This is a genomic window from Leptospira kobayashii (genome assembly GCF_003114835.2).
Lineage (GTDB): Bacteria > Spirochaetota > Leptospiria > Leptospirales > Leptospiraceae > Leptospira_A > Leptospira_A kobayashii.
In genome coordinates, this window is record NZ_AP025028.1 from 2,634,556 (window position 1) to 2,658,260 (window position 23,705).

Genomic DNA, 23,705 nt, shown 5'->3' on the forward strand with positions numbered 1-23,705 from the left:
TTTCCTATTTTTTGGTCTTATCATGGCCAAATCTGAATCTGAAAACCCGTATTCCAAAACGGTACTTTTACCACAAACTGCCTTCCCTATGAAGGCGGATCTCGCAACCCGGGAACCGAAACAAATTCAAACTTGGAAAACAGAAAAGACCTTTTCGAAAATGAAAGAGATAAGAAAGGACAAACCGAAATTTGTCCTTCACGATGGCCCGCCATATGCCAACGGAAATTTTCACACAGGTCACTCATTAAATAAAATTTTAAAAGATATTATCATCAAATCAAAATCGATGTCAGGGTTTCAAACTGATATGATCCCGGGCTGGGATTGCCACGGTTTGCCGATCGAAGTACAAGTGTTAAAGAACCTTGGGAAGGAAGCGAGAAACACGAGTCCGACCGAACTCAGGAAAAAATGCAGGGAATATGCCGCGGAATTCGTAGGTAAACAAGGTGATGACTTAACCCGCTTTCTTTGTTTTTGGGATGAGAATAACAAATATTTGACGATGGCTCCCGAATTCGAAGCGAAGATCGTGGAAGTATTCGGAGGGCTCTTTGAAAAAGGGTATATCTATAAAGGAAAAAAACCTGTCTACTGGTGTATTGATTTGGCGACTGCTCATGCGGAAGCCGAAATAGAATACCAAAATCACACTTCTCCCTCCATCTATGTAAAGTTTCCCATCAAAGGAGAAAAGGACAGTTACTGCCTGATCTGGACGACCACTCCCTGGACCTTACCCGCAAACCTTGCCATTTGTTTTAACGAAAATCTCGACTATGCACTGTTTGATGGTGGCGAACAAGGTAAAATGATTTTGGCAGTGGGTCTTGCGGAAACCGTTGCAGGGAAAACAGGTGTTCCGCTGACAAAGATCAAAGATCTTTCTACGGATGATCTGAGAAATATGATGTTTCGCCATCCTTTCCTGGATCAGGACTCCATTCCTCTTTTCGGAAACCACGTTACTTTGGAAGCGGGAACCGGATGCGTACATACGGCACCGGGTCACGGAACGGACGACTATAGAGTCGGTTCCCTAGCGGGTCTTCCCGCTTATTCTCCTGTAGATGATTACGGTCGTTATACGGACGAATTTCCATTGATGCAAGGTATCAAAATTTGGGATGCCAATCCCAAAATCGTGGAATTACTTCGGGAAAAAGGATTATTACTTCATTACTCCGAATTTCAACATTCCTACCCACATAGTTGGAGAAGTAAAAAACCTCTGATCTTTCGGGCTACACCTCAATGGTTTTTTTCCATAGACCATGACGATTTACGGACAAAATCATTAAAAGCGATCGATTCCGTACAATGGATTCCGGATTGGGGTATCACAAGAATCCGCTCCATGGTGGAGTCAAGACCTGACTGGTGTTTATCGAGACAAAGGAACTGGGGAGTTCCCATCCCTTCGTTTACCTGCAAGTCTTGCGGTGCAACACATTTAACGGCTGATACGATTCGTCATTTTATCGAAATCGTAAAAAAAGAAGGGATCGAAGTTTGGTATGAAAAGGAAGCTGCGGAACTTTTGCCAAAAGATACCAAATGTGAAAAATGCGGATCTACCGAACTTAAACAGGACAAGGATATTTTAGATGTATGGTTTGATTCCGGAGTTTCCAGCTTCGCAGTGTTCGGCGATTCCATCGGAAAGGAACCTGCCGATCTCTATTTGGAAGGTTCTGACCAACACAGAGGATGGTTCCAATCTTCTCTTTGGCCATCAATGGGAATCAGAGGAGTACCTCCATACAAATCGGTATTAACTCACGGATATGTACTGGATGAAAAAGGGCATGCTATGTCCAAGTCTTTGGGAAATGTGATCAACCCTACTACGGACATCATCCAATTGTACGGAGCCGATATTTTAAGGCTTTGGGTTTCCACTCAGGATTTCAGAGACGATGTAAAGATCGGAAAAGATTCCATCAAGATCGTATCCGAAACTTACAGGAAACTAAGAAATACATTCCGTTACCTATTGGGGAACACTTCCGCATCCGCAACGCCTTTGAAACAGGAAGAATTGGAAGAGATAGATGCATTGTATCTTTCTAAACTGTACAACCTAACAGAGGATATAAAAAAATATTACTCTACTTACCAATTCCACCAGGTTTATCAAAAACTTTTACTGTTTTGCACGGTAGATTTATCCCAGGACTATTTTGAAATCATAAGGGACAGAATGTACTGTGATGCAAAAGATTCCAAGACCCGCAAATCTTCCGAATATGCGCTCAGTGTGATTTTGGAAACATTGGCGGTTCTTTCCGCACCCATTCTATCCTTTACGGCGGAAGAAGTTTGGAAAGAGTCCGGCAAAACGGATTCCGTCTTCTTCCATGACTTCCCCGATCTAAGCCGGTTTAAAAACGATAGAACGGAAACAGCCTTTGTAAACGTGTTTGAAACCAAAGAAGCGATTCAAAAGGCTTTGGAAGAAGCCAGACAAAAAGGCAAAATCGGCAAGTCTTTGGAAGCAAAGATCAGTCTGGTTCCCAAATACCCGAACAAAAATCCTCTCTCTTCCTTTACAAACGAACAACTGGAACTGACATTCGTTGTTTCCCAAGTGGATCTTAAAAATTCTTCTTCCGAAGAAGAAGAGCTTGCGAAACTCGGAACAGACTTGTATGATATACGGGTTTTGAAACCGAAAGAAGGAGAATGTCCCCGTTGTTGGCGTCACACTCGGGACATTCACAAAGAAGGAGATCTTTGCAAACGATGCGAAGATGCCGTTCGATAATCGGTTGTTAATCGAGTAAAAACAAAAGGAAAACAAATATGATCGGATCTTACTTTTTAGGCGGACTTTTTATCGTAGCGGGGTTTTCCCATTTTTTCTTAGAAAAATTTTTCCTAAGAATCACTCCTCCGTGGGTTCCTTATCGACGTTTTGCAGTTCTTGCCAGTGGGGTTGTTGAAATCGCTCTCGGCGCGGGAGTCATCTTTCACGAAACGAGATCCTATGCTGCTTGGGGTTTGATCGCACTACTTATCGCAGTTTGGCCGGCCAATTACTATCATTATACTTCCCGCAACAAACTGGATCCGCCGAAATGGGCCTTGCTCTTAAGACTTCCTTTGCAAATCCCTCTGATTCTTTGGGCTTATAGTTACACTTAGGATATCATTGGTTATGCGGTCTTCATCTCACGTCGCATAACTTTGATTTTTATTATTTTCTCTTAAACCTTAGAAGAAATTTTCCCAAAATGATTTCCGATTCGGGGATCTTCAACAGAACGGAGATACCGAAATAAATCAAGACTGCGGGCAAGATAGAGATAACGAGAGATATACGGGATAACATGGCATGCCCCAGTCCCAAAATCGAATTCCCCCAATCCATCCAGACCGGCTTCACATAAACTTCGGTTCCCAAAAGCCAGATGGTAAGACCTATCAAAGGAAGAATCATATTCCGAACACGAAAGAATAGATCCTTCCACGGCAAAACCACGGAATGTTTCTTTAGAAACCAAATCAAAAGACCTGCGGTCAAACTGGCGGAGAGCGCTGAAGAAAGTGCGATGGCTCCGTGTTTGAAAAAAAACATCAAAGATAAACTAAGGAAAATGCTTGAAATAAAAGATGCAAATTGAACCCGAAGAGGAGTCTTTGTGTCCTGGAATGCGTAGTAGGACGAAACTAATACCTTATTTGCACTGTAAAATGGAATCGCTATCGAATAAAAAATCAGAGGGATCAAAGCTGTAGCTGTAGCAACACTATCCCATCTTCCGCCGAAGTAGATGGCATCCAATACCGTCTCACCTAATAATGATAAGCCGATACTCGCAGGCACAGTCAGAAAAAAGGCAAAACTCAGAACATCTAAGATTTCTTTAGGAACCCGATGAATATAACCACTTCTCAAGTCCTTCAACAAAGAAGGCAATATGGTGGTAGCAAGCGCCACACCTATGATTCCCGTTGGAAGTTGCACCAGCCTTTGCGAATAATCCAAACTCACAACCGCACCGAGACCCGGATTTGCATTCTGAATGTAATTTGCGAGAAATATATCCACAAGCAGTCCAATCTGATAAAAACTACCGCCTAACGCAGCTGGCAACATAAGTTTGAAAATCTTTTTTATGGCAGGATGTTTGTAATTGAATCTGAAAATCGGGCCGTATCCTAATTTATAAACATACCATCCCTGCACCAGAAGTTGCAAAACGCCTCCGGCAACAATTCCATAGGCAAGAATAAACACTTTGTTTCTAAGATCATTCAAATAAGGAAACACAAGGATAAATACGAACAGATAACTGAAGTTTAAAATAATCGGAGATAGAGAAGGTACGAAATACTTATGATGGGAATTTGAGATCGACATGAAGATTGCGGACAAACTCGCAGTCATAATCAAAAAGAAAAGTACCAAAGAAATTTCCACAACCAGCCCGCCGTATTCGGGGCTTCCCCCCACAAGTGCCGGCAAAAAATGAGGAGCTAACAAAGAAAAAAGTCCGACAAAAACAGATAAACATAGAAACAAAAAACTCAAAACTGTTCCCGCCATCACTCTCGCTTCTTTCTTTCCCATAGCTTCGTATTCGGAGAAGATCGGCATAAAAGATTGGGAAAGAGTTCCTTCCGCGAGTAGATTACGGAACATATTGGGAAGTCTGTAAGCTACACTGAAAGCGGAAGCAACCATCCCCGTTCCAAAACTAACAGCCATAAAATGATCACGGATGAGTCCCAGAATCCGGGATAAAAAAGTATAAAAAGAAAGGGCTAAACTCCGCTTGGTACTGGAAACATTTGTTTCCTTATCGATAATCATGGATAAGTAAATGTTTTTTTAAGAGCGGTATTCAGGTATTCAATTTTTCCAAAAATCGAATGGAACCGGTATTATTTACATACACTTCCGTTCTGCAAGTCGGGCATTGGTGTTTTCCCACTTTGGTCACCCGAAGTCTAGTACCGCATGCTTCGCAGGGAAAAATTTTCTCAAACCCGGAAGACACTTGTTTTGATTTCGGTTGAATGTAGTTGGGGATTTTAATCGGACCCGATGTCTCCGGAGAAGTTTCTTTCCCGGTAACAAAGGAAAGTCGTTTTTCCAATTCAAAGGACAATGTTTCTTTTATTTCCTTTCTCAGACTTGTTATCTTTTCTTCCAAGATCGTTTCCATCTCGGACGGCTTTGTTATCTCAGGAACGGAATGGCCTGCGTTAACTGTCCCTTTTTCCGGGGCTTTTATTTCAGACTCTGCATCTTTCGAAGGAGCATATGATTCCAATTTGGAAACAACTTCCTCACCCCGATTGGATTTAGGAGAACCTGTATAATAAAATCGAATTCTTTCTTTGGAATCCTGCGAAGCAATTCTGGATCGTTCTTCTTCCTCCGCATTCGCAGCTCTCGCGGCGGATTTTTCCGGTGTTTGTTGTGATCTAAGATATTCTTCCGCTTCGGTTAAGCTTTTTTTAACCGGCAATTTTTTATATAAACCTAAAAGTCGTAATACGGACTCGGCTTCTCCACCTAATCCGTAAAACACATAGGAAAGCCCCGGAGTGCCTATCATCCTTTTTCTGATTTTGATCAATGTGCTGATCCCATTGGATGTAATGAAGTCCACATGACCGAAGTTAAATAAAAATCGAGAGAATCCGTTTTCAATTTGAGATTCCAAATAACGGAAAAGATCTTCCGCGCTGACTCCGTCCAGGGCGCCTTTGAGTTGAATGGAAAATACTTTACCTTCCGAGGATCTGTCCAATTGATTTGTCATTTGATTATCCTAAAAAAATGGCATCCAAAACATCTTTGGATTGATGCAAGGATGTCGGTTCTTTCTGAGTTAATGTTTCCGGAACGATGATATCCGGTTCCGATTTTGAAATTTTTGTTTCCCTTATTTCTTCAAGAGGTTTTACCGCAGTTGTTTGTGTCGTAACAACTTCCGAACTGATAATAGTTTTTTTCTCAATCAAAGAAGGCAATTCCCCTTGTACGGGTGCAAGCTCGGAAACACCTTCTCCTTCCTTTCTTGCAAAATAATGAAACAAAAAGAAGATCACCCAAAGAAAAGCGCTGCCGATAAATGCAACCACACTGTAATTGATGAGTAACCAAAGAGCCAATTCGAATTGTTTTTCAAACAGATGGGAAAGATTTCCCCTTTGGTATTTAAGCACAACAGCACCTAACACATCTAATTTTGTTTCGTGATAGATGGGAGCGTAAATACGAACTTCATTGGCGCGTGCCAAAGGAAATAATTTTAACAGATTTTTTGCGAAATCGGGAAGATTGGGCAAACTAACACCTAACTTGGAATCTTCCGAATCGGGAGAAGACCATTCCCATTTACGCATACGGATTGCTTTTTTAAAAAATGTTTGTTTTATTAATTCTTCGTCGGGTTTTCTTTTTTCCGGACTTTCTTTCAAATCCTCTTCAACGGAAGAAGAAAGAAGAATTCCTGTCGTGGAATAAAGTTTAATTTCAGAGATCGTAAATTTTTCGGAATCCTTTTTTGTCTCTTCCACATAACGTTGGAATGTTTTTGCAAGTTCCGTGTATCCGGCCGGATTCATTCTAGGTTCTGCCGTTTTGGCAAGTGCCAATACCAAATCGCGAACCCGATGATTCGACGAAACGGAAGTTTGTTGCAAGGCAGTTGTTACGGATTCGTAAAAAGACCATGCCACTCCGGTGAGTGCTACAAATTCAAAGACAAAGAATAATAAAACAAAATATATAGCTGATCTTAGAATGAACACGGCATCGTCCTCTTAGATAAAACTTCGGCGGAAACAGCCAAATAGACCCGAAAAAAACGATTTCAGGGCAAAAACACGAACTGAAAAAATCTCATGATCGGGGTCAGCGGTGTTTTTAGACCCAAAGGAGACATAATACTAAGGGCGCCGATATTAAAATCCCCCGCCCTGTTTCGGGTTGGGGGGTGTGGCTCGTGGGCTGCCGTAAACCACCTAACACAAAACGAACTACCCGCCAACTACTTCCCGGATTGTTATAAAAATTTTACGAAAAAAGTTCGGCTTTTTGCCAAGGGGGTTATCATCTTTACCTTCCAGCGGCAGGTATCGCAGCGGAAATCTTTTCCCGAAGGGAAAAATTACAGCGGAGAGACCGGTCGTGCCTTAAAAAAATTCAAATCCTCTCATTTTTCCGAGCCGCCCCAGTTATCCCAAGAGCTTATCCAAATGAAATAAAAACGCACCGGCAAACCTCAATCTTTCCTTCTCCCAATCTTTTACCTTTCCCAATCCGGAGAGAGATACCATATTGCCTGCACTCATCCCGCAAGGATTGATCAGTCGAAATGTGGAAAGGTCATTCACTCCATTGAGAGCAAATCCAAAGCTTGTAAAATACGACTTTGCGAGCACTCCGATCGAAACCATTTTCTTTTCGGGAGAATCCGCCAGATAAAGTCCGGGAGCTTCCCGGTTTTCCACAAGTTCCACATTCCAAATTTCAAGCACTGCGTTTCGAATGGAATAAGTCAGTTTTTGCAGATAATCCCCCAAACGGATTTCTCTTTGTCGCAGATCAATATGTGGATAACCTACGATTTGGCCCGGTTCATGTGCCGTAAAATCTCCTCCTCTTTGGATGCGAACGAGCTCCACTCCCCTTTCTGCCAAACTCTCTTCCGTAACCAGTAGATTTTCCGCTTTCGCGCTGACCCCTCCTGTCAAAGATGGACTGTGTTCCAGAAACAAAATAGATTCCTTTCTCTCGTTTCTAGCAACTTCCTGGTAGCTTAGATACCGATGATAAGAAATAGGCTGAGATAAATAAAAGGACGGAAACCTGCTAGAATGGAGAAACTTTGTCATGCGATACTTTGGATCCTAGAAAAATCCCCGAACGGACGGAGCCGCTTGGATTTGGCGAAACTTCTCTATTATTCGGACGGAGTTCATTTTCAAAAACATGCAAGCATGATTACCACGGGAATCTATATCCATTTGGAAGATTCCCCGTATCCGGTCAAACTGAACGAAGCACTTCTATTTCTGAAAGAAAAAGGCCATATTGACGCATCTCCCGTGATTTCTGCAAAAGGAATCCAAGGATTTTCCCTCCGTTTTTTGCAACCGATCGACGGTCTAATCCTTAGTAGAGAAGAAAAAAGAGTCATGATGAAGGTAGTGGAGGCATTTCGCGGCAAAGTCGTGGATGAAAGCCGCCATTACCCCAATTTATATGAAAATTACGTCGTCACACCATTATATGATTCCATCCCGTTTGCAATAGAAAGGATCAATACCAAAATCCATGTGTTGGTTCAAAAAAGCCTTTTGCAGTTGTCGGGCAAAATGTTTAGGGTTTTATTTGAGAGGTCTCCGGAATGATGATCACAGTTTGCAAAGCAAAAATCCATAGGGCAATCGTCACTGAAGCCGAATTGCACTATGAGGGAAGCCTAACGGTAGACCAGGATTTAATGGATCTTGCCGGAATGCGCCCGTACGAGCAGGTTTCCGTTGTAAATGTAAACAACGGGGCAAGGTTTGAAACCTACCTGATTGTAGGGGAAAGAGGCTCAGGAACGATTTGTTTGAACGGTGCTGCGGCCCGTTTGGGGATGAAAGGGGACAAAGTCATCATCATCACATACGGCCAAATCGACGAAAAAGAGCTTTCCAAAGATTATAAACCGCAGATCGTTTTCGTAGATGAAAACAATCATCCGAAAAAAGCCTAATCTTCCTAATCTTTTTAGCTTCTTTCTTCGATACTTAAGTATATAACCCAATCGGTAGTCGGAACATGAAAAAACTTTTAATATTGATTTCCCTTTCTTTGGTCTTGGGCGCAATTTACGCTCAGGAATCAGGCAATACTGGCACCCCAACCGGAACCGGGACACAGGTCGCCGGCTCGAAAGACACCCCTGATCTTTACCCGTTATCCATTTACGATCCTCGCATCAGACTAAAAAATGTATCTTTTGTTAGACGACATGCTGATACGGGAAAGGGTGAATTCTTGGATGTGCAAGTTGATCTCGAATCCAGAGTGATGGAAGACCAAACTTATGCGATCTATGTTCTCGCGGCTTACGAAGGCCCTAAGGTAAATGAGTCGGAAAGAAAGCTCATTCCTTATCCTAAATGGAGAACCAACGATCCGCAAAAAGAAGAAAAATTGCTCTATTTTACCAATGTAATGCCTACTCCCGTAACTGCGAAAGAAGTCTGGGGAGAAGAAGTTTATAATAAGAAAAAAGCCGAAGTGGAAAAAATGCATTGGAAAGGTTTTGAAACCGAGATGCCGGAACCTACTTTCTCGGAAGTAGTTGACTATCTTTGCAAAAACAACACAAAGGCTCTCACCTTTACTTTGTTTGGTGAAACAGGACCTTCTCCTGACAAGATCGTAATGTACAATTACATTGCACAAACTCCGGAAGAAAAAAAGAAACAAGTCCATGAAACACTACCGAAACATACTTATACTATTTATAATAATAAGTATCAAACTTCCATCTCTGCTCACCATTACACTCAATACAGACCGAACTTCCTTTCTTTCAATAAGGTAGCGGTTTTGATCTTTGACACGAAAAAGCAAACAAATAGCCTTTTATTTCGTAAATTTTACGACATTAGCGATCTAAAAATCACTTTCTAAAAAATATTTCCGACTACGATGCCAAAAACGAACCCAAAAGGGTTCGTTTTTTTTTGCTTTAATATCTCTGCCGTATTTACATTCTAGCCCCGAACTAATATGAAACCTTCTTATTCCGTAAGCGAACTCAAAAATCAAATTCCTGAGTTAGCATTCCAGCCATCCCTCTTCCTAAGCCTGTTTTATTTCTTCTTCGACATAGGGATTTTGGCTCTTATTTATCTAGCCGCCTTCCACCTAAACAGCGTTTGGTTCCTTCCTTTCTTTTGGTTTGCTTCGGGCACAATGATGTGGGCATTATTTGTAGTCGGGCATGATTGCGGACACGGATCTTTTTCCAAGGTCAGATGGTTGAATTTTTTCATCGGTCATTTGGCTCACACTCCCATACTTGTTCCGTTTCACGGATGGAAAGTAAGTCACCGCACACACCATAACAACACTGGAAATATAGATAAAGATGAAAGTTGGCACCCTCTGACGGAAGACCAATATAAAAATGCGGATGCATTGACTCTGTTCGCTCGCTTCAAACTGTTTTTATTCGTATTTCCTCTTTATCTTTTCGTTCGCTCCACAGGGAGAGACGGATCTCATTTTCATCCGAATAGCCCTCTCTTTCCCGATGGAGAAAGAAAAAACGCACTGATCAGCACAATTTGGATTTTAGCGATGGCTTCTTTTTTGTCCTGGATCGTTTGGCAGTATGGGGTTCTGTTTTTTATTACATACTATTTTATACCTTACACGGTATTTGTAGTTTGGCTTTCTTTGGTTACCTATCTGCATCATACAGACGTCTCCCTTCCCTGGTACAGAGGTGACGCTTGGAATTATGTAGATGGGGCTTTGTCTACAATCGATAGATCCTATGGTATCTTTGAAAACATTCATCATAACATCGGCACCCATGTAGTGCATCATCTGTTTCCCACCATCCCTCACTACCGCCTCAAGCTTGCCAAACAGGGTTTAAAGGAGTATTTGGGAGAAGATTATAGGGAAACCAAAGAATCCGTCTGGGCCTCTCTATTTAAGAGTATGAGAGAATGTATCGTGGTTCCCAACGAGGGAACCAAAGTATTCTATAAAAAGCCGGATCTCACTCAAAATTAACTTTTTCCAGGGGCAGGCTACCAGTCTGTCCCGTCAATTGACAGTCCTTGCGATCTTCTGATAATTTGCCTTGGGAATAAAATTTACATTCAAACAGCAACCCGTTGCTTTTGACATCCTGGAACTGCCAGCCGTCCAGAACGGATTTCTGATCGGAAAGAACGACCTCTTCTTTTTTCAACATTTCACCTTCGTATCTGCTGAAATTATATGTTCGAATTCTGCCTTCTTTCAAATCTTCTATCTTCAAAAATACAAGCACACCTTTCCAACGGTTTTTGATGATACTCCATTGCCAATGCCTTTCCACCACATAACCAAGATTAGTAAGTCTTGAAAAAATCCGGGTAGGACGTTCGTCAAACCAACTTGTTTCCAACTCCCAATCGGAAATACCGCTTGTTTTCATTGAGAATCCGATCAATTCCTTTCGATAATTCCAAACACAGAATATATCTTTTCCCTTTTCTTTTAATTCTTTTGATAATTCAAATTGAGGATAACCTAAAAAATTAATTTGTTTCGCTTCCTTCACATCACACATAACAGTAATTAACCGGAATAACTGTTTCCGATCGTTATCATTTATGTCGCTAAATTTAGAAACTTCTTTAGATAAATCCGCTACCTCTTTTTGCACCGCACCCAAGGGGATCGATTGTGAATGTCGTTCTTTAATAAACGTAGAAACACAGGAATAAAAAATTAAAACAAGTATAAGGAAATTTTTTTTCATAATTACACTTTGTACGATAAAAAACTTAGAATCAATCTATTGTTACAAAATAAAAAATTTCCTACACAAGATTTTTTTTTATTGTCAAAGTTTCTTTTTAGAGTAATATCTAACTTCAAAATTCTAAGGAGAATTTGAATGAAAAAATATATTGCTCTAACAGCAGTTTTCGCAGTTGCGATCGCAATCGCTTGTTCTGGTGGTGGTTACTCGGCTCCGTCTGGATCTATCATCCAAGACACTAGCCTTGCTCTAAGAAACGACACTTTTGCTCCTGGTACTCCAGTAGGTGCAAAAACAGGTGAAGCTTGTGCAACAGGATATCTTGGAATCGTTTCTAGCGGAGATGCATCCCTTAAAGCTGCTGCTGCTGCTGGTGGAATTTCAAAAATCTACTACACAGACTTTAAAAATGACAACCTTCTTGGATCTGTTATTTCTAAAACTTGTACAATCGCTCGCGGAGACTAATCAACGCAGCAATTATGGCTCTGGAAACAGAGCCATAATCTTTCCTTCTCTCATCTTTTTTTTTACAGCTCACATCTAAAATCAAAAACCTTTAGCGAATCATATTCATGCTTTATCGTTCTCTCTCTGTTTTATTACCATTACTTATATCATTTACGTTTTCTCTTTCCGCTCAAATCAAAGAAGACTGGCAAATCAAAGCGGAAACCGGACTCATCCAATTACTTAAATCCGACAGTGAAAAAGATTTATCAGCAACAAGGATAGAGCTTTGGACTGTGTCGCCGGGAGTTACTGTAACTACCGCATTCGGACATGCGGCGCTCAGAATCTTTCAAGGAAAGGAATACGGAGACAAGGATTATTATTTGGACTTTGGAGTCTATGATCCTTCGCCAGGTTTCCTATGGCGTTTTTTAAAAGGTGATGCCGCTTTCTTTGTCAATGTGATTCCGACCGATTCCGCATATCGCACTTGGGACGGATCAGGTAGAGGAATTACCGCTACCGAATTGAAGATAGATAACACTCAAAAAAGAAAATTATTTGCAGAGATCATCAAAACGTATGATGCAAATCAAAAAGGTTATACTTACGAAAACTTTACCAATAACTGCGTTACCTTCTTAAGAGATATTATATCCAAAGGACTCACTCCTCTGGAACTGAAAGAAATAGAAGAAGGAAGAGATACTTGGCGGGAAAGAGTTTATCCTTATTCCAATACGATCGTCTGGTTGAATATCAACGAAACCTTATTATTCGATCATGACACGGACAAAAAAAGAAACCCGCATGAATTGATTTATCTTCCCAATGATCTTTTGAAGTCTCTGCAACAAACTTCCATCCCTCAGGAAACAAAAATAATTCTGAAAGACAGATGGCAAAAAGAAGGAAAAAGTTCCGCTATTTGGATGGTGATTTTTCTCGCTATTTTACTCTTTTCTTTTCCTGCAAAGTTTTTGCAGTTATTCGAAAGAATCGCCGAGATACTTTACGGATTTGTTGCGGGAATCGGAGGAACTCTCGTTACCCTGGTTTATTTATTTACATCTTTCAGCTTTATGAATGAAACCATAGCATGGCTTGCAATCAGCCCTATTGATTTTTTCGTTTGGAAAAAATATGAAAATTTCAAAAATAAAAAGTTATATTTCTATTTGATAGGAATCAGACTCCTTATGCTGATCATCGCACTGATTTTAAAATTCACTTTTTACCAACAGACTTTGGGTAATCTTTTGTTTTTATCTTCATTCTTTTATCTTTGCCTCTTATATAAAAAAAGAAACGAGTTTCAAACTTTATTTTTAAGTAACAAATGAAATATTTAAAAACAACTTTCGTCATAGCGGTTCCTTTAGTTCTGAATTTCTGTCATGTAGATCGTAAACTTGAGATACCGCAGGAGACTTCAAAAACAGTAGAATGCAAAACCGATCAATACGGAATCAGCAATCTATGTGATGATGAAAAGGCGTATTTGGATTGGGCAAAGGCGCAAAAAAAATACAAATCTTTGAAAGATCTGACACGCGAAGAACTCCAGCGACTGACACAAGAGACTTTGGATGTGGACAAAACGTCCGCTCTATTTTATCTGAAAGCTGCGGAAGAACCTATCAATAAAAAGTTCATTTCCTATCTGGATCGAAAAGAAAAAGAAATAGAAAAGAAACGGCCCGATTTTTCCAAAAAAAATATTCTTTTGGCAATGGTTCCCGGAATGTTTTACAAGGACAACCCGACTGTGGGTGCGGACGGAAAGGCACTTAGGGATCTCGCAACCGGACTAGGACTTAAAGAAGATGTGATACCCGTAGATCAAACGGGTACTGTGGAAGAAAATGCAAAAGTCATTTGCGAATACGTCAAAAACAGAACCGATGTGAATGGAATCATATTTGCATCCGTTTCCAAAGGAAGCGGAGATTTGAAAAAAGCCATACAACTTTGCGGAGAAGAAGATTATTTCAAAAAAGCAAAAGGTTGGTATAATATCGGAGGTCTCAACAAAGGGACCTTGCTTGTAGACGGTATTGAAGGTAACTGGCGATACAAGTGGGAAGCAAGATCCTATTTTTTTTGGAAGGGATACAATTACGACGGATTTCTTTCCATGGGAGCAGGACCGGGAAAACCTCTGGACTTCGAGCTGAAAGTTCCCAAACATTTGCTTCTCATAAATGTAATTGCTGTTCCTCAGTTTCGACAAGTTACAAAACGGGCTAGACCGTTCTATGAGCATTTGATCCAATACGGTCCGAATGACGGAATGACATTACTTGCAGACAGTTACGTGGAAGGAGCCGTCACATATCCTTCGTTTCGAAATGATCATTATTTCCAATGGCCTATTTATGAAAACAGACTTCGCGCATTTTTCACTTATATTGTAGAGACACAATTTCCAAAATGAATCTATCCAGAAAAGAATTACTTCTCAAAGGCTTAAAATACGGCGGAAGCGGTGTCGGCTTATCTCTCTTAGGCGGACTCGGGTATTCGTTTTTTGCAAACGGAAAATACAAAATGGATTTTCCGGAAGTTCCGGGAAACAAAGTCAGCTTTTCCCCCAATGGGAAAACAGTTTTGATTTTAGGGGCAGGACTTGCCGGTCTGCAAGCGGGCTGCGAGCTTGCCGACAGAGGATTCAAAGTAACCCTACTCGAAAAATCATCTTTTCCAGGAGGAAAACTAAAATCCTGGAAAGACAAACATTTTGCAAAAAAAATATTCCAAAACCAGCCCTATACCCGCGAACACGGGTTACATGGCATTTGGGGATTTTATAAAAACCTGAGGGAATTCATAGGTCGCCACGGATTCCCCATCAACAAAATGCAGGACCATGATAGTTTTTACTATTTTGTGTCTTCCCAAGGAACACAAAGCAAGATAGAAACTCCGACATGGCCGGTTCCCTTCGACAGATTGCAAATGCTTTCCAGCGGAATCTATGTTCCCTCGGCCGAAGATGTAAGAAAACCTGCACCTAATCAGATTTATGCGCTAAAAGCGGCGTCAAAATTATGGGGATTCAATTACCTCAATCCGGACGAAAGAAATTACCTCGATAGCCTCAGCTTTTACGATTGGGCGAAAAAAGTGGGAGTGAACGAACAATATATCAAACATTATTTCGAAGGCTTAGCCGAAATGGGATTTTTCATGTCCACGAAAGAATGTTCCGCACTTGCCATTGCCAACTTCTTAAAGTTAGGTTGCCTACCGTCCGATTCCAGAGTGGATTATTACAAATGGCCGCCTGATGAAACTTTTTTAAACCCGATGGTGGATTACATTCGAAGCAAAGGCGGTGAAGTTCATTTCGGAACGGAAGTCACCTCCGTCTTCGTCGAAAACAACCGGGTCACCAAAGTGGAAACAAACACTCAATACCCGAAAGGCAAAGTGAAACGATGCCGCGTCTGCGGAAACATCATGGGAGCAGGTCATGTGGATCATTGTCCGTTCTGTGGCGCGCATGAATCCATGCTTGAAATTTTAACGCCTGCCAACTCCCCAATCAAATCCTATACTGCCGATCATATCATCACCGCGATGGATTTGCCGGGAGCCAAAAAATTCATCACTACCAATTCTCTCGACAAACAGGCATATTTCGATAAAGTTAAAAAACTTTCCACCGCGACTATATTATGCGTCAATCTGATGTATGAAAATTCTGATGCTTGGGAAAAACGTTTTCCTGAAAAAAGTTTTTGGAACGCTCATGATTTTTTCCCGACAGGTTACAAAGTACTCGGATTTACATCCAATTGGTCTTCCCGCCAGATCCCGGAACTGAAAGAAAAACGCGTCGATCTGATTGAAGTGCAGGTTGCCAAATGGCAACAGTTCAACGGAGTTTCTCACGCGGAAATTGCGAAGAAAGTCCATGAAGAACTTAAGCTGGTTGTACCGGAACTTCCCGAATATTCCGAATTCTATATCAACCGTTGGGATACTTACACGGGCTGCAGACCGGGTGATGAAAAAAATCGTCCGGAGATCCAATCTCCCGTAAACAATCTATATTTTATAGGAGACTGGGTTTTTGTTCCCCATCATTGCGTGTTTATGGAAAAAACAAACGTAACTGCAAAGATGGTAACCAATTTGATTTTGGAAAAAGAAAAAATCACGGAAGGCCAGATTGAGATTTTAAAATCGGGAACTCCCGATTGGCCGGTAGATGTTCTTTCTTTATTTACCACAGTAAAGGCATGATATGAATCTGATCACATTTCCCGCGTTAACCGACGCGGTTATTTATACCTACGGATTTTACATCTTTCTTTCTGTATTTGTTTTTAAATTGGAATCCTCCGGGACATTCAATCTTCCTTATAGTAAATTTGCAAAAGGCCAAGGAGTTTCCCCCAAGGTTGGGATGTTTATCATCTACTTTTTGCCTATACTTGCCTACCTATACACTTGGAATTCATCGGACAATCCCAAACTTTTCTATCAATGGATCACTCTACTCGCCTTCGTCATTCATTTCGGGAAAAGATGTTTGGAAGTATTGTTCTTACATAAATTTTCAGGAAGGATAGGAATGCTCGGAGTGTTTTTTATCACGATTGCATACAGCAATATCGGATTAGTTACCGGGTCTTTGCACAATCATACTCCCGAATCCCTAGCGAACCAAATTCCTGTTTGGTGGACAATTTTGGGTGCGGTTATTTTTCTAATTGGTCAAACGGGAAATCTTTACCATCATATTTTACTTACCAAACTCAGATCGGGAAATGAAAAAGAATATAAAATTCCGAACCAAGGTTTGTTTCAAAAACTGGTTTGCCCTCATTATTTTTTTGAGCTGGTTTCCTGGCTTGGGTTTGCGATTCTTTCCACTTATATTGATAGCTTTTTCATACTGATCATTATGACGGCTTATCTCTCAGGAAGAAGCAACCGGACTCGGGAATGGTATCTGGAAAAACTACCCGGTTTCCCTTCGGAACGAAAGAGAATTTTGCCGGGAGTCTATTAGAAAAAATTAGGGATGAAAGCGTGGGAAATGTTTTCCCGCCGATTCCATTTTAAATTAAGGTAACTTAACCTCAGGCATTCCATATTTTTTCCATTTCCATGTGAAATAGAAAAACCCCATCATCCCGCTGACAAGCACCCCCAAAGAAATCAATTGCGCATAGGTCAAATCCGCAAAAGCGATATTTCGATCTCCCCGAAAGAACTCGATGATAAACCGGTTGAATCCGTAATACATCCAAAACACGAAAAATAACTTTCGTTTGGCGAATTCCACCGATTCCAGTTTCACAATCAGAATATAACAAATAGCCATAAGAAACACTTCATACAATTGGGCAGGATGAACGGGAGGAGCGATCACTGGAAACGGAAACAAGCCCTTCGCGACAAGAACCGATTTGTAATCACCAGTTGCTACGGGAGGATAAAAAGAAGAAAGTTGCGCCAGATTTGTAAATCCTTCCGCACGAAGAGATTCCATTGATTTAGGAACGGGAATGTCGATCAGATTGACTTGTCCCAAGAACAGATTTGAAATTACAGCAAGAGGATTTTCCGAAGTTGCATATAACGCATGTAATCCGTTCCATCTCTCCATCCAATCCACGCTATTTTCGGAAAAAACGACACCGAAAATGGAATTTGTAGGATTCCCGTAAGCATCCCCGTTCAAAAAGCAGGAAAAACGACTGAGACAAAGCCCCAATGCGATCGGTGTCATAAGAGAATCGCACCAATGTAGGAAATTTTTTCCTGTTAGCTGGCAATACAACCAACCGCCGAATCCTGTTCCGATCGTTCCACCGAGAATGGCAAATCCGCCGGAAGGCTGAAATAAAACCAAAGGATTGTTTAAAAATGTCGCGGTATCCCAGAAAAGATAATGAAATAGGCGGGCAAAAACAAATCCCATAAGAATCGCCACGGAATATGCATTTACAAACCATTCATTGGAATAACCCGCCCGTAAGGATTTATGGCGTTGGTAAAAAAATCCCATCACAAGGATACCTAATACCCAATGGCCTTCATAACCCCGAACCTGATAACCGAATATATCAAAATTAATTGGAAACATCACTCACCTGAAACCTTTGTACAAACTATACCGAAATAATATATATATAAAATACTGTATTTTACAACCACACGATCAACTATCCCAAGTTTGGTGATTTTTCCTTTTTGGGCCGCTTTATAAATGGACGAATTCCCGAATGCAACAAGGCCCAAAAGATTATAAGAACAGGCTTCGCCTTTTTTATAATAAGTTTCCGCATTCGGAGAAATAGACCCTACCGGTTCTATATAGGCAAGCACCGCCGATGTTGTCCCCAAAGAAGTTTGAGAGCCTGTGGTGCCGCAGTGAAAAATACAGAAAAAACTAAGGGCAAAGACAAAATACCGAAACATGGGAAATATCATTCCCCATAAACAATGGTGCAAACTTGGCCATAGACTAAAAATATATTGGTAACGCTTCGATCCACAACTCCGACTTTGGAAATACCGCCTTTTTGCATGGCATGAATCAAAGAAGAATCTCCGCCCGCATAAAGTCCGAAAAGATTGATGGAACATGCTTCGCCTTTCTTAACGAAGATAGGAGAAGGCCCGAGAGTCACAGGTTCTTGGTCTATTTTAAAAATCGCTGAGCCCAATGGGGAAATAAATCCGGTTGTGACACATCCCGAAAATAAAAGTCCCGACAGGAGGATTAAAAATTTCATAAGAATAATGAGCTTAAAAGGGATTTTGTGTAAAGAGAAATTAGGAAATTATTTTTTAGCGCCTTCGGGGGCCTGAGGGGAAAACTTCTCTGCCAACCGGAATCTCCATTCCGATTCAGGATGATTCAACTGAACCCAACCTTGCGCATGATCCCAACGCCCGTCGGATTCCACGGATTCCCAAAAATACGCCTGATTCATATATTTGTAGGTATCAAGAATATCTAATAAATCGCGTTCTTTGCGTGGAAATTCGTTCACTTTTTCTAGTCTGGGTAGGAAACTGGAACGGTCGATTTGTTTTTTTAAAGGAAAGGATCTTTTTTGAAAAAGAAAAGAGAACATCTTCCGATTTACCGAGAATAAATAAGTAGGCCATGGCGATCACGAAAGAGAAAAAAGCTGATTTTAATGAGAAACTGGTAGATTTCAAAAACTACCTGGAGGAACTCAAAAAAGAAGCGAATATGTACAAACTCCAGTCCAAAAAAAACAAGGACATGGAACCTTATTTCAATATCGCGCTGGCAACAAACTCGCTGAAGTCAATTAACACCTGTCTTATGATCAACGAGTTATCGACCGCAATTTTAGAAATCAATAATAACAACTATCTGGAAACGGCTAGAAAAGAAATTTACAACTGCATTTCATTTATCGAAAAAACAGTAAGCAATAACATAGACGGCTCCCTCTCAGAAAACAAAGATCTACTTGCCAAAATAGAAAGAATAACACCTACACAAAGATTGAACCTGATCAAAGGACTGAGAGAAGCGATCAAAAAAACAAATATCGCTTTCGGACCCAATTCAAAATGGAAATGGAGTTGGCCCGATATCCATTATCGATTGGCCGGATGCGCCAAAAATCTCTTCGATTTTATCGCTTATGAAAAAGAACAAGATCTTGACAACCCTTATTATTATACACGTAGGGAACATTTTAATTTAATTATCGAACTCTCCAACTCCGCCGCACAGGACTTTCGTTCCAAATTTGAAATGTCGACACAAGATTCCACGGATTTGAAACACTCTGTAGTCATGTTAGAGATGAATAGAAAAATATTTCAAATCACAGGTGAAACGGAAGACCTGGAAAAAACCAAAACTCTCATCGAATCCTTCCAACAAAAGATCGCAGACCTGGAATCCGATGACAAAAAGAAAAAAAAGAAACAATAATCGACGTTTTTCCCCCGTTTCCACAGTCTAGTACTTAGAACGGGCATTACCTTTCAAAGGAGAAACAGAAATATGGCATTAACAGAAGTCAATGACGCCAATTTCAAAGCAGAGACTGCAAGCGGTATGGTACTTGTAGATTGTTGGGCGGAATGGTGTGGTCCTTGTCGTATGGTTGCGCCGGTGTTAGATGAGCTTTCCACTGAAATGTCTGAAATCAAAATCAAAAAGCTGAATGTTGATTTCAACCAAAAGACAGCACAAGAATTAGGAATTCAATCCATTCCAACTCTACTTCTTTACAAAGATGGGGTTTTAGTTGATAAAGCGATCGGAGCACTTCCGAAGCCGCAAATCAAAAAATTCATCGAAAACCACAAATAGGAAGTCGACGCTCCCCTCATGGTAAGTTCAGAACCAAACGGTTTCATAGCGCTCTCCAGAGGGGGGTACCTAGTAGATACTTCGGAAGGATACATCCAATTCGGATCTCCTCCCGAAACGATCAAAGACACTATGGGTCTTGAAAAAAAGACTCCCCTCGTATTCGTATTACCCAATAAATTCTTTCATGTGGAAAAAGGAATCAGCGTAGCTGAACTTGAATTTCCCATCTATTTTAACTTTTTTTTCCGGGGAGGAAAAAAAACCTTCATCGTCTGCACCCAAGAACAGAAAGAACAACTAACAATCGTTTTAGGTGAATCCCTGATGGGTCCTGCAGAGCTCAACCTTGCTTCCGAATTCATAGACGGAGAAGCCACTTTCGGGTTTCCCGATATCAAAGCGGAAATGGCATACTTCCGTAGTTATAAATCCATGGACGATGTTGTGGAATTTATATTGTTTGATGAAAATCAAAAAGTTAAATTCGGCGGGATTACCATAGAGCACCTGCCATCTAACGAATTTTTGGTGGTCGATCAGGATCGTAAAACGAAGATCCCCGGTGAAGTGGATTTCCATGTTAAATTCGATATTGGAAAAAGATTACTGGAACCGTTTCAGCCGCCTCTGATAGGAATCACTTGCCTCGGTCCTTCCCATGGTTTTGATCCGAATGACAACACCTCCGGTTTTATCATTTGGCTGAACGGCCAAGGAATTATGGTGGACCCGCCTGTGAATTCCACAGAATGGCTTCGCGAATCCAATGTTAACCCTAAATTCATCAACTCCATCATTCTCACCCATTGCCATGCGGACCACGATGCGGGAACATTTCAAAAAATCCTGGAAGAATCAAAGATTACGATCTATGCAACTGCAACCGTGATGGAATCTTTCCTACGCAAATACTGCAGTTTGACTAAGATTCCCAGAAAAGAAATCACTGATTTATTCGATTTTATACCTGTAGTCATCGGTCGTCCCACAATTATCAACGGTGGAGAGTTTTACTTTCATTATGCGATCCATTCCATTCCTTCCGTAGGTTTCGAATTTTTCTTCCAGGACCAATCTTTCTATTATACTTCCGATCACCTGAATGATCCGGAAGCATTCGAAGATATGTATAAAAAGGGAGTTCTACCGGAAACTAGGTTCCAATTTCTAAAAGATTTTCCCTGGGATCGCAAAATCATCTATCATGAAGCAGGAGTCCCTCCCCTTCACACAAGAATCAGTTATCTCGCAACTCTTCCCGAAGAAGTACAAAAAAGAATTACAGTCTATCATATTGCTTCCAAAGATATGCCGACGGGCACTCATCTAACGCTTGCTAAATTCGGAATTGAAAATACGCTTTATCCTGAAATCACTCCACCGAAACACCAGGATGCTTTCAAACTTTTGGAAATTTTATCCCAGATTGATATTTTCTCCGGTTTCCCGATCGAAAAGGCCAAAGAATTTTTACAAATCGTAAAAGAAGAAAAATTCCGCCGAGGAGAACAGATCATCATAAAAGGCATCAAAGGTGATCGTTTTTATATCATTGCCTCGGGGAATGTCCGGTTCGAAGGTTTATCAGGGGATCATTCCGCTGTAAAACGATATGGTACTTATGAATACTTCGGCGAAGCTTCTTTGATACTAGATACTGTTCGCCAAGCGGATGTTTATGCGGAAACGGATGTGGTTGCATTGACAATCGATAAAACCAGGTTCCACCAATTCATTCGTGGCTCGAAATTACATGAAAACCTGGTCAAATTGAATTCCATTCGGGAAACAAATACCTGGAAAACCCTGACGGAATCGCAAACATTCCGGGGACTTACCAGTTATCAAGTGACTCAGCTGGAATTGATTCTGAAATTTGAAACAATCAGATCCGAAGATGTTCTGATCGAAGAAGGACATTCCTTCGAAAAAGCATTTATCGTAAAATCAGGAACCGTTGTAGTTATGCAACACCACCGCACCATCCGCGAATTGGGTCCCGGTGACTTTGTCGGCGAAATTTACCCTCTTACCAAGAAACTACCTTCCAGCTATACATTCATTGCTTGGCCCGGCACAGAACTCTATGTGTTGGGACAAGAAGACGCAATCCAATACATCAAGAAAAATCCAGGCGTCTATATGAAACTGAACACTGTTTATAATTGACCTATTTTCGCCATTCTTTTACCATAGGGATGCAAAGGAGTCAAACCGCATGGATCGAATCCTGCCTTTTACAGAAGAGCACCAACAATTCCGAGAAATGACTCGGAAATTTTTTGAAACAGAAGTCAAACCCCATCATGAAGAATGGGAAAAGAATCATATCGTCCCGAAAGAAGTCTGGAGAAAAGCAGGCGAATACGGCTTACTTTGTCCGAATGTAGATCCCGCTTACGGTGGTGCAGGCGCTGATTTTCTATACAATGTTATCATCATTGAAGAGTCCGCAAAAGTAGGAAACAGCGGTTTTTTTATCTCTCTCCATAACGATGTAATTGCTCCTTATATTTCCACTTATGCAAACGATGAACAAAAGAAACGTTGGCTACCGAAATGTGTTTCCGGAGAAAGCATACTTGCCATTGCAATGACCGAGCCGGGTGCCGGATCGGATTTAAAATCTCTCAGAACCAGTGCTGTAGATAAGGGAGACCACTACATTGTAAACGGCCAAAAAACTTTTATCTCCAACGGTCAACTGTCGGATCTCATCATAACAGCCGTTAAACATGACAACGGAACAATATCTCTACTTATGGTCGAGGAAGGAATGGAAGGATTCGAAAGAGGAAGAAACCTTGACAAGATCGGTTTGAAAGCTCAGGACACATCAGAGCTTTACTATAACGATGTCAAGGTGCCAAAATCAAATCTCATCGGAACACAAGGACAAGGTTTTCGTTACCTGATGCAAAAGCTAGCTCAGGAACGTTTGGTTCTGGCACTCGCGGCCGTAGAAGCAACAAGACTAGTACAAAGAATTACCTTACAATATATCAAAGAACGTAAAGCATTCGGTCAGAAGATAGGTTCTTTCCAAAACACAAAGTTCAAGATGGCGGAGATGGCAACCGAATTGGAAATGTCCCAGGTATTTTTGGACAAAGTGATCATCGAACACATGAAAGGTGAAAATACTACGGTAGAAGCATCCATGTGCAAATGGTATGCGACTGAAATGCAAAAAAGACATACGGACGAATGTTTGCAATTCTTCGGTGGCTACGGTTATATGATGGAGTATCCTATCGCACGCGCTTATTTGGATGCACGCATTCAAACCATCTATGCGGGAACGACTGAGATTATGAAAGAAATCATCGGACGCGGACTCGGATTATAATTCGAATATCCGAATACGAAAACTGACGAAACAAAACCACAAGGTCACAGATTTCTGT

24 protein-coding genes are annotated in these 23,705 nt (G+C 41.0%); 15 read left to right on the plus strand and 9 right to left on the minus strand.

What is annotated here, in order from left to right:
- The first annotated feature begins 22 nt into the window (after positions 1–22).
- Positions 23–2,770 carry an isoleucine--tRNA ligase gene (gene ileS, locus DI077_RS11830; protein ID WP_109019186.1) on the plus strand — a complete coding sequence of 916 codons (2,748 nt, stop codon included), beginning with the start codon at positions 23–25 and terminating at the stop codon, positions 2,768–2,770.
- 38 nt (positions 2,771–2,808) lie between these two features.
- Positions 2,809–3,150: a DoxX family protein gene (locus tag DI077_RS11835; RefSeq protein ID WP_109019185.1), complete on the plus strand. Its 342-nt coding sequence runs from the start codon at positions 2,809–2,811 to the stop codon at positions 3,148–3,150.
- A 52-nt stretch (positions 3,151–3,202) separates the two neighbouring features.
- On the opposite strand, the gene murJ is transcribed toward DI077_RS11835, so the two are convergent.
- The 4 genes from murJ to lipB form a co-directional block, all read right to left on the minus strand.
- Positions 3,203–4,822, minus strand: a complete 1,620-nt coding sequence (gene murJ, locus DI077_RS11840) for a murein biosynthesis integral membrane protein MurJ (RefSeq protein WP_109019184.1) — start codon at positions 4,820–4,822, stop codon at positions 3,203–3,205.
- Between the two features lie 31 nt (positions 4,823–4,853).
- Positions 4,854–5,780 carry an STAS domain-containing protein gene (locus DI077_RS11845; RefSeq protein WP_109019183.1) on the minus strand — a complete coding sequence of 309 codons (927 nt, stop codon included), beginning with the start codon at positions 5,778–5,780 and terminating at the stop codon, positions 4,854–4,856.
- Positions 5,781–5,784: 4 nt separating this feature from the next.
- Complete coding sequence (locus tag DI077_RS11850; protein WP_109019182.1) at positions 5,785–6,774, minus strand: LIC_12071 family protein; 990 nt, start codon at positions 6,772–6,774, stop codon at positions 5,785–5,787.
- Between the two features lie 426 nt (positions 6,775–7,200).
- Positions 7,201–7,860 carry a lipoyl(octanoyl) transferase LipB gene (gene lipB / locus DI077_RS11855; RefSeq protein ID WP_109019180.1) on the minus strand — a complete coding sequence of 220 codons (660 nt, stop codon included), beginning with the start codon at positions 7,858–7,860 and terminating at the stop codon, positions 7,201–7,203.
- Between lipB and DI077_RS11860 the strand changes: the two genes are divergently transcribed.
- From DI077_RS11860 to DI077_RS11875, 4 genes are all read left to right on the plus strand, one after another.
- Positions 7,843–8,379, plus strand: coding sequence for a type II toxin-antitoxin system antitoxin SocA domain-containing protein (locus tag DI077_RS11860; protein WP_109019570.1), 537 nt, complete (start codon positions 7,843–7,845; stop codon positions 8,377–8,379). The two genes, lipB and DI077_RS11860, sit on opposite strands and share 18 nt — an antisense overlap.
- On the plus strand, positions 8,376–8,732 hold the full coding sequence (gene panD, locus DI077_RS11865; protein ID WP_109019179.1) for an aspartate 1-decarboxylase: 357 nt from the start codon (positions 8,376–8,378) through the stop codon (positions 8,730–8,732). The genes DI077_RS11860 and panD overlap by 4 nt, the downstream gene beginning before the upstream one ends.
- Before the next feature lie 65 nt (positions 8,733–8,797).
- On the plus strand, positions 8,798–9,661 hold the full coding sequence (locus DI077_RS11870) for a hypothetical protein (protein WP_109019178.1): 864 nt from the start codon (positions 8,798–8,800) through the stop codon (positions 9,659–9,661).
- 99 nt (positions 9,662–9,760) lie between these two features.
- Positions 9,761–10,777, plus strand: coding sequence for a fatty acid desaturase (locus DI077_RS11875; RefSeq protein ID WP_109019177.1), 1,017 nt, complete (start codon positions 9,761–9,763; stop codon positions 10,775–10,777).
- On the opposite strand, the gene DI077_RS11880 is transcribed toward DI077_RS11875, so the two are convergent.
- The gene (locus DI077_RS11880; protein WP_109019176.1) at positions 10,764–11,513 is read right to left on the minus strand and encodes a hypothetical protein; all 750 of its coding nucleotides are present in this window, start codon (positions 11,511–11,513) and stop codon (positions 10,764–10,766) included. The genes DI077_RS11875 and DI077_RS11880 overlap by 14 nt on opposite strands.
- 138 nt (positions 11,514–11,651) lie before the next feature.
- Between DI077_RS11880 and DI077_RS11885 the strand changes: the two genes are divergently transcribed.
- The 5 genes from DI077_RS11885 to DI077_RS11905 all read left to right on the plus strand — a co-directional run bounded on the left by DI077_RS11885 (position 11,652) and on the right by DI077_RS11905 (position 16,992).
- Positions 11,652–11,984 carry a TRL domain-containing protein gene (locus tag DI077_RS11885; RefSeq protein WP_109019175.1) on the plus strand — a complete coding sequence of 111 codons (333 nt, stop codon included), beginning with the start codon at positions 11,652–11,654 and terminating at the stop codon, positions 11,982–11,984.
- A gap of 107 nt (positions 11,985–12,091) precedes the next feature.
- Positions 12,092–13,312, plus strand: a complete 1,221-nt coding sequence (locus DI077_RS11890) for a lipoprotein N-acyltransferase Lnb domain-containing protein (protein ID WP_109019174.1) — start codon at positions 12,092–12,094, stop codon at positions 13,310–13,312.
- Positions 13,309–14,406, plus strand: a complete 1,098-nt coding sequence (locus tag DI077_RS11895; RefSeq protein WP_109019173.1) for a hypothetical protein — start codon at positions 13,309–13,311, stop codon at positions 14,404–14,406. Before DI077_RS11890 ends, DI077_RS11895 begins: the two co-directional genes overlap by 4 nt.
- On the plus strand, positions 14,403–16,220 hold the full coding sequence (locus DI077_RS11900) for an FAD-dependent oxidoreductase (protein WP_109019172.1): 1,818 nt from the start codon (positions 14,403–14,405) through the stop codon (positions 16,218–16,220). The genes DI077_RS11895 and DI077_RS11900 overlap by 4 nt, the downstream gene beginning before the upstream one ends.
- Before the next feature lies 1 nt (position 16,221).
- Positions 16,222–16,992 (plus strand): DUF1295 domain-containing protein, encoded by a 771-nt coding sequence (locus tag DI077_RS11905; protein WP_109019171.1) that lies wholly within the window; start codon positions 16,222–16,224, stop codon positions 16,990–16,992.
- Between the two features lie 54 nt (positions 16,993–17,046).
- On the opposite strand, the gene DI077_RS11910 is transcribed toward DI077_RS11905, so the two are convergent.
- The 4 genes from DI077_RS11910 to DI077_RS11925 are packed head-to-tail and all read right to left on the minus strand — an operon-like array spanning position 17,047 to position 19,069.
- Positions 17,047–18,072 (minus strand): prolipoprotein diacylglyceryl transferase, encoded by a 1,026-nt coding sequence (locus DI077_RS11910; RefSeq protein ID WP_109019170.1) that lies wholly within the window; start codon positions 18,070–18,072, stop codon positions 17,047–17,049.
- The gene (locus DI077_RS11915; protein ID WP_167837099.1) at positions 18,072–18,407 is read right to left on the minus strand and encodes a TRL domain-containing protein; all 336 of its coding nucleotides are present in this window, start codon (positions 18,405–18,407) and stop codon (positions 18,072–18,074) included. Before DI077_RS11915 ends, DI077_RS11910 begins: the two co-directional genes overlap by 1 nt.
- 8 nt (positions 18,408–18,415) lie before the next feature.
- Positions 18,416–18,724, minus strand: a complete 309-nt coding sequence (locus DI077_RS11920; RefSeq protein WP_109019168.1) for a TRL domain-containing protein — start codon at positions 18,722–18,724, stop codon at positions 18,416–18,418.
- A gap of 48 nt (positions 18,725–18,772) precedes the next feature.
- Positions 18,773–19,069 carry a hypothetical protein gene (locus tag DI077_RS11925; protein WP_242935181.1) on the minus strand — a complete coding sequence of 99 codons (297 nt, stop codon included), beginning with the start codon at positions 19,067–19,069 and terminating at the stop codon, positions 18,773–18,775.
- Positions 19,070–19,101: 32 nt separating this feature from the next.
- On the opposite strand from DI077_RS11925, the gene DI077_RS11930 reads away from it, so the two are divergent.
- Genes DI077_RS11930 through DI077_RS11945 form a run of 4 tightly spaced genes read left to right on the plus strand, consistent with a single transcriptional unit; the run spans position 19,102 to position 23,647 of the window.
- Positions 19,102–19,911 (plus strand): hypothetical protein, encoded by an 810-nt coding sequence (locus DI077_RS11930; RefSeq protein ID WP_109019167.1) that lies wholly within the window; start codon positions 19,102–19,104, stop codon positions 19,909–19,911.
- A gap of 45 nt (positions 19,912–19,956) precedes the next feature.
- Positions 19,957–20,295: a thioredoxin gene (gene trxA, locus DI077_RS11935; RefSeq protein ID WP_278321686.1), complete on the plus strand. Its 339-nt coding sequence runs from the start codon at positions 19,957–19,959 to the stop codon at positions 20,293–20,295.
- 18 nt (positions 20,296–20,313) lie between these two features.
- Positions 20,314–22,467, plus strand: a complete 2,154-nt coding sequence (locus DI077_RS11940; RefSeq protein ID WP_109019165.1) for a cAMP/cGMP-dependent 3',5'-cyclic-AMP/GMP phosphodiesterase — start codon at positions 20,314–20,316, stop codon at positions 22,465–22,467.
- A gap of 49 nt (positions 22,468–22,516) precedes the next feature.
- Positions 22,517–23,647: an acyl-CoA dehydrogenase family protein gene (locus DI077_RS11945; RefSeq protein ID WP_109019164.1), complete on the plus strand. Its 1,131-nt coding sequence runs from the start codon at positions 22,517–22,519 to the stop codon at positions 23,645–23,647.
- Positions 23,648–23,705 lie beyond the last annotated feature (58 nt).

What these genes read in the sequence shown, in the direction of transcription:
- DI077_RS11940 (WP_109019165.1), top strand. Translation starts at nt 20,314, where the DNA reads ATGGTAAGTTCAGAACCAAACGGTTTCATAGCGCTCTCCAGAGGGGGG.
- DI077_RS11845 (WP_109019183.1), bottom strand. Translation starts at nt 5,780, where the DNA reads ATGACAAATCAATTGGACAGATCCTCGGAAGGTAAAGTATTTTCCATT.
- DI077_RS11880 (WP_109019176.1), bottom strand. Translation starts at nt 11,513, where the DNA reads ATGAAAAAAAATTTCCTTATACTTGTTTTAATTTTTTATTCCTGTGTT.
- DI077_RS11915 (WP_167837099.1), bottom strand. Translation starts at nt 18,407, where the DNA reads ATGTTTCGGTATTTTGTCTTTGCCCTTAGTTTTTTCTGTATTTTTCAC.
- lipB (WP_109019180.1), bottom strand. Translation starts at nt 7,860, where the DNA reads ATGACAAAGTTTCTCCATTCTAGCAGGTTTCCGTCCTTTTATTTATCT.
- DI077_RS11925 (WP_242935181.1), bottom strand. Translation starts at nt 19,069, where the DNA reads ATGTTCTCTTTTCTTTTTCAAAAAAGATCCTTTCCTTTAAAAAAACAA.
- DI077_RS11905 (WP_109019171.1), top strand. Translation starts at nt 16,222, where the DNA reads ATGAATCTGATCACATTTCCCGCGTTAACCGACGCGGTTATTTATACC.
- DI077_RS11835 (WP_109019185.1), top strand. Translation starts at nt 2,809, where the DNA reads ATGATCGGATCTTACTTTTTAGGCGGACTTTTTATCGTAGCGGGGTTT.
- DI077_RS11930 (WP_109019167.1), top strand. Translation starts at nt 19,102, where the DNA reads ATGGCGATCACGAAAGAGAAAAAAGCTGATTTTAATGAGAAACTGGTA.
- DI077_RS11890 (WP_109019174.1), top strand. Translation starts at nt 12,092, where the DNA reads ATGCTTTATCGTTCTCTCTCTGTTTTATTACCATTACTTATATCATTT.
- DI077_RS11885 (WP_109019175.1), top strand. Translation starts at nt 11,652, where the DNA reads ATGAAAAAATATATTGCTCTAACAGCAGTTTTCGCAGTTGCGATCGCA.
- DI077_RS11945 (WP_109019164.1), top strand. Translation starts at nt 22,517, where the DNA reads ATGGATCGAATCCTGCCTTTTACAGAAGAGCACCAACAATTCCGAGAA.
- DI077_RS11900 (WP_109019172.1), top strand. Translation starts at nt 14,403, where the DNA reads ATGAATCTATCCAGAAAAGAATTACTTCTCAAAGGCTTAAAATACGGC.
- panD (WP_109019179.1), top strand. Translation starts at nt 8,376, where the DNA reads ATGATGATCACAGTTTGCAAAGCAAAAATCCATAGGGCAATCGTCACT.
- DI077_RS11860 (WP_109019570.1), top strand. Translation starts at nt 7,843, where the DNA reads ATGGAGAAACTTTGTCATGCGATACTTTGGATCCTAGAAAAATCCCCG.
- DI077_RS11910 (WP_109019170.1), bottom strand. Translation starts at nt 18,072, where the DNA reads ATGTTTCCAATTAATTTTGATATATTCGGTTATCAGGTTCGGGGTTAT.
- ileS (WP_109019186.1), top strand. Translation starts at nt 23, where the DNA reads ATGGCCAAATCTGAATCTGAAAACCCGTATTCCAAAACGGTACTTTTA.
- DI077_RS11895 (WP_109019173.1), top strand. Translation starts at nt 13,309, where the DNA reads ATGAAATATTTAAAAACAACTTTCGTCATAGCGGTTCCTTTAGTTCTG.
- DI077_RS11920 (WP_109019168.1), bottom strand. Translation starts at nt 18,724, where the DNA reads ATGAAATTTTTAATCCTCCTGTCGGGACTTTTATTTTCGGGATGTGTC.
- murJ (WP_109019184.1), bottom strand. Translation starts at nt 4,822, where the DNA reads ATGATTATCGATAAGGAAACAAATGTTTCCAGTACCAAGCGGAGTTTA.
- DI077_RS11875 (WP_109019177.1), top strand. Translation starts at nt 9,761, where the DNA reads ATGAAACCTTCTTATTCCGTAAGCGAACTCAAAAATCAAATTCCTGAG.
- DI077_RS11870 (WP_109019178.1), top strand. Translation starts at nt 8,798, where the DNA reads ATGAAAAAACTTTTAATATTGATTTCCCTTTCTTTGGTCTTGGGCGCA.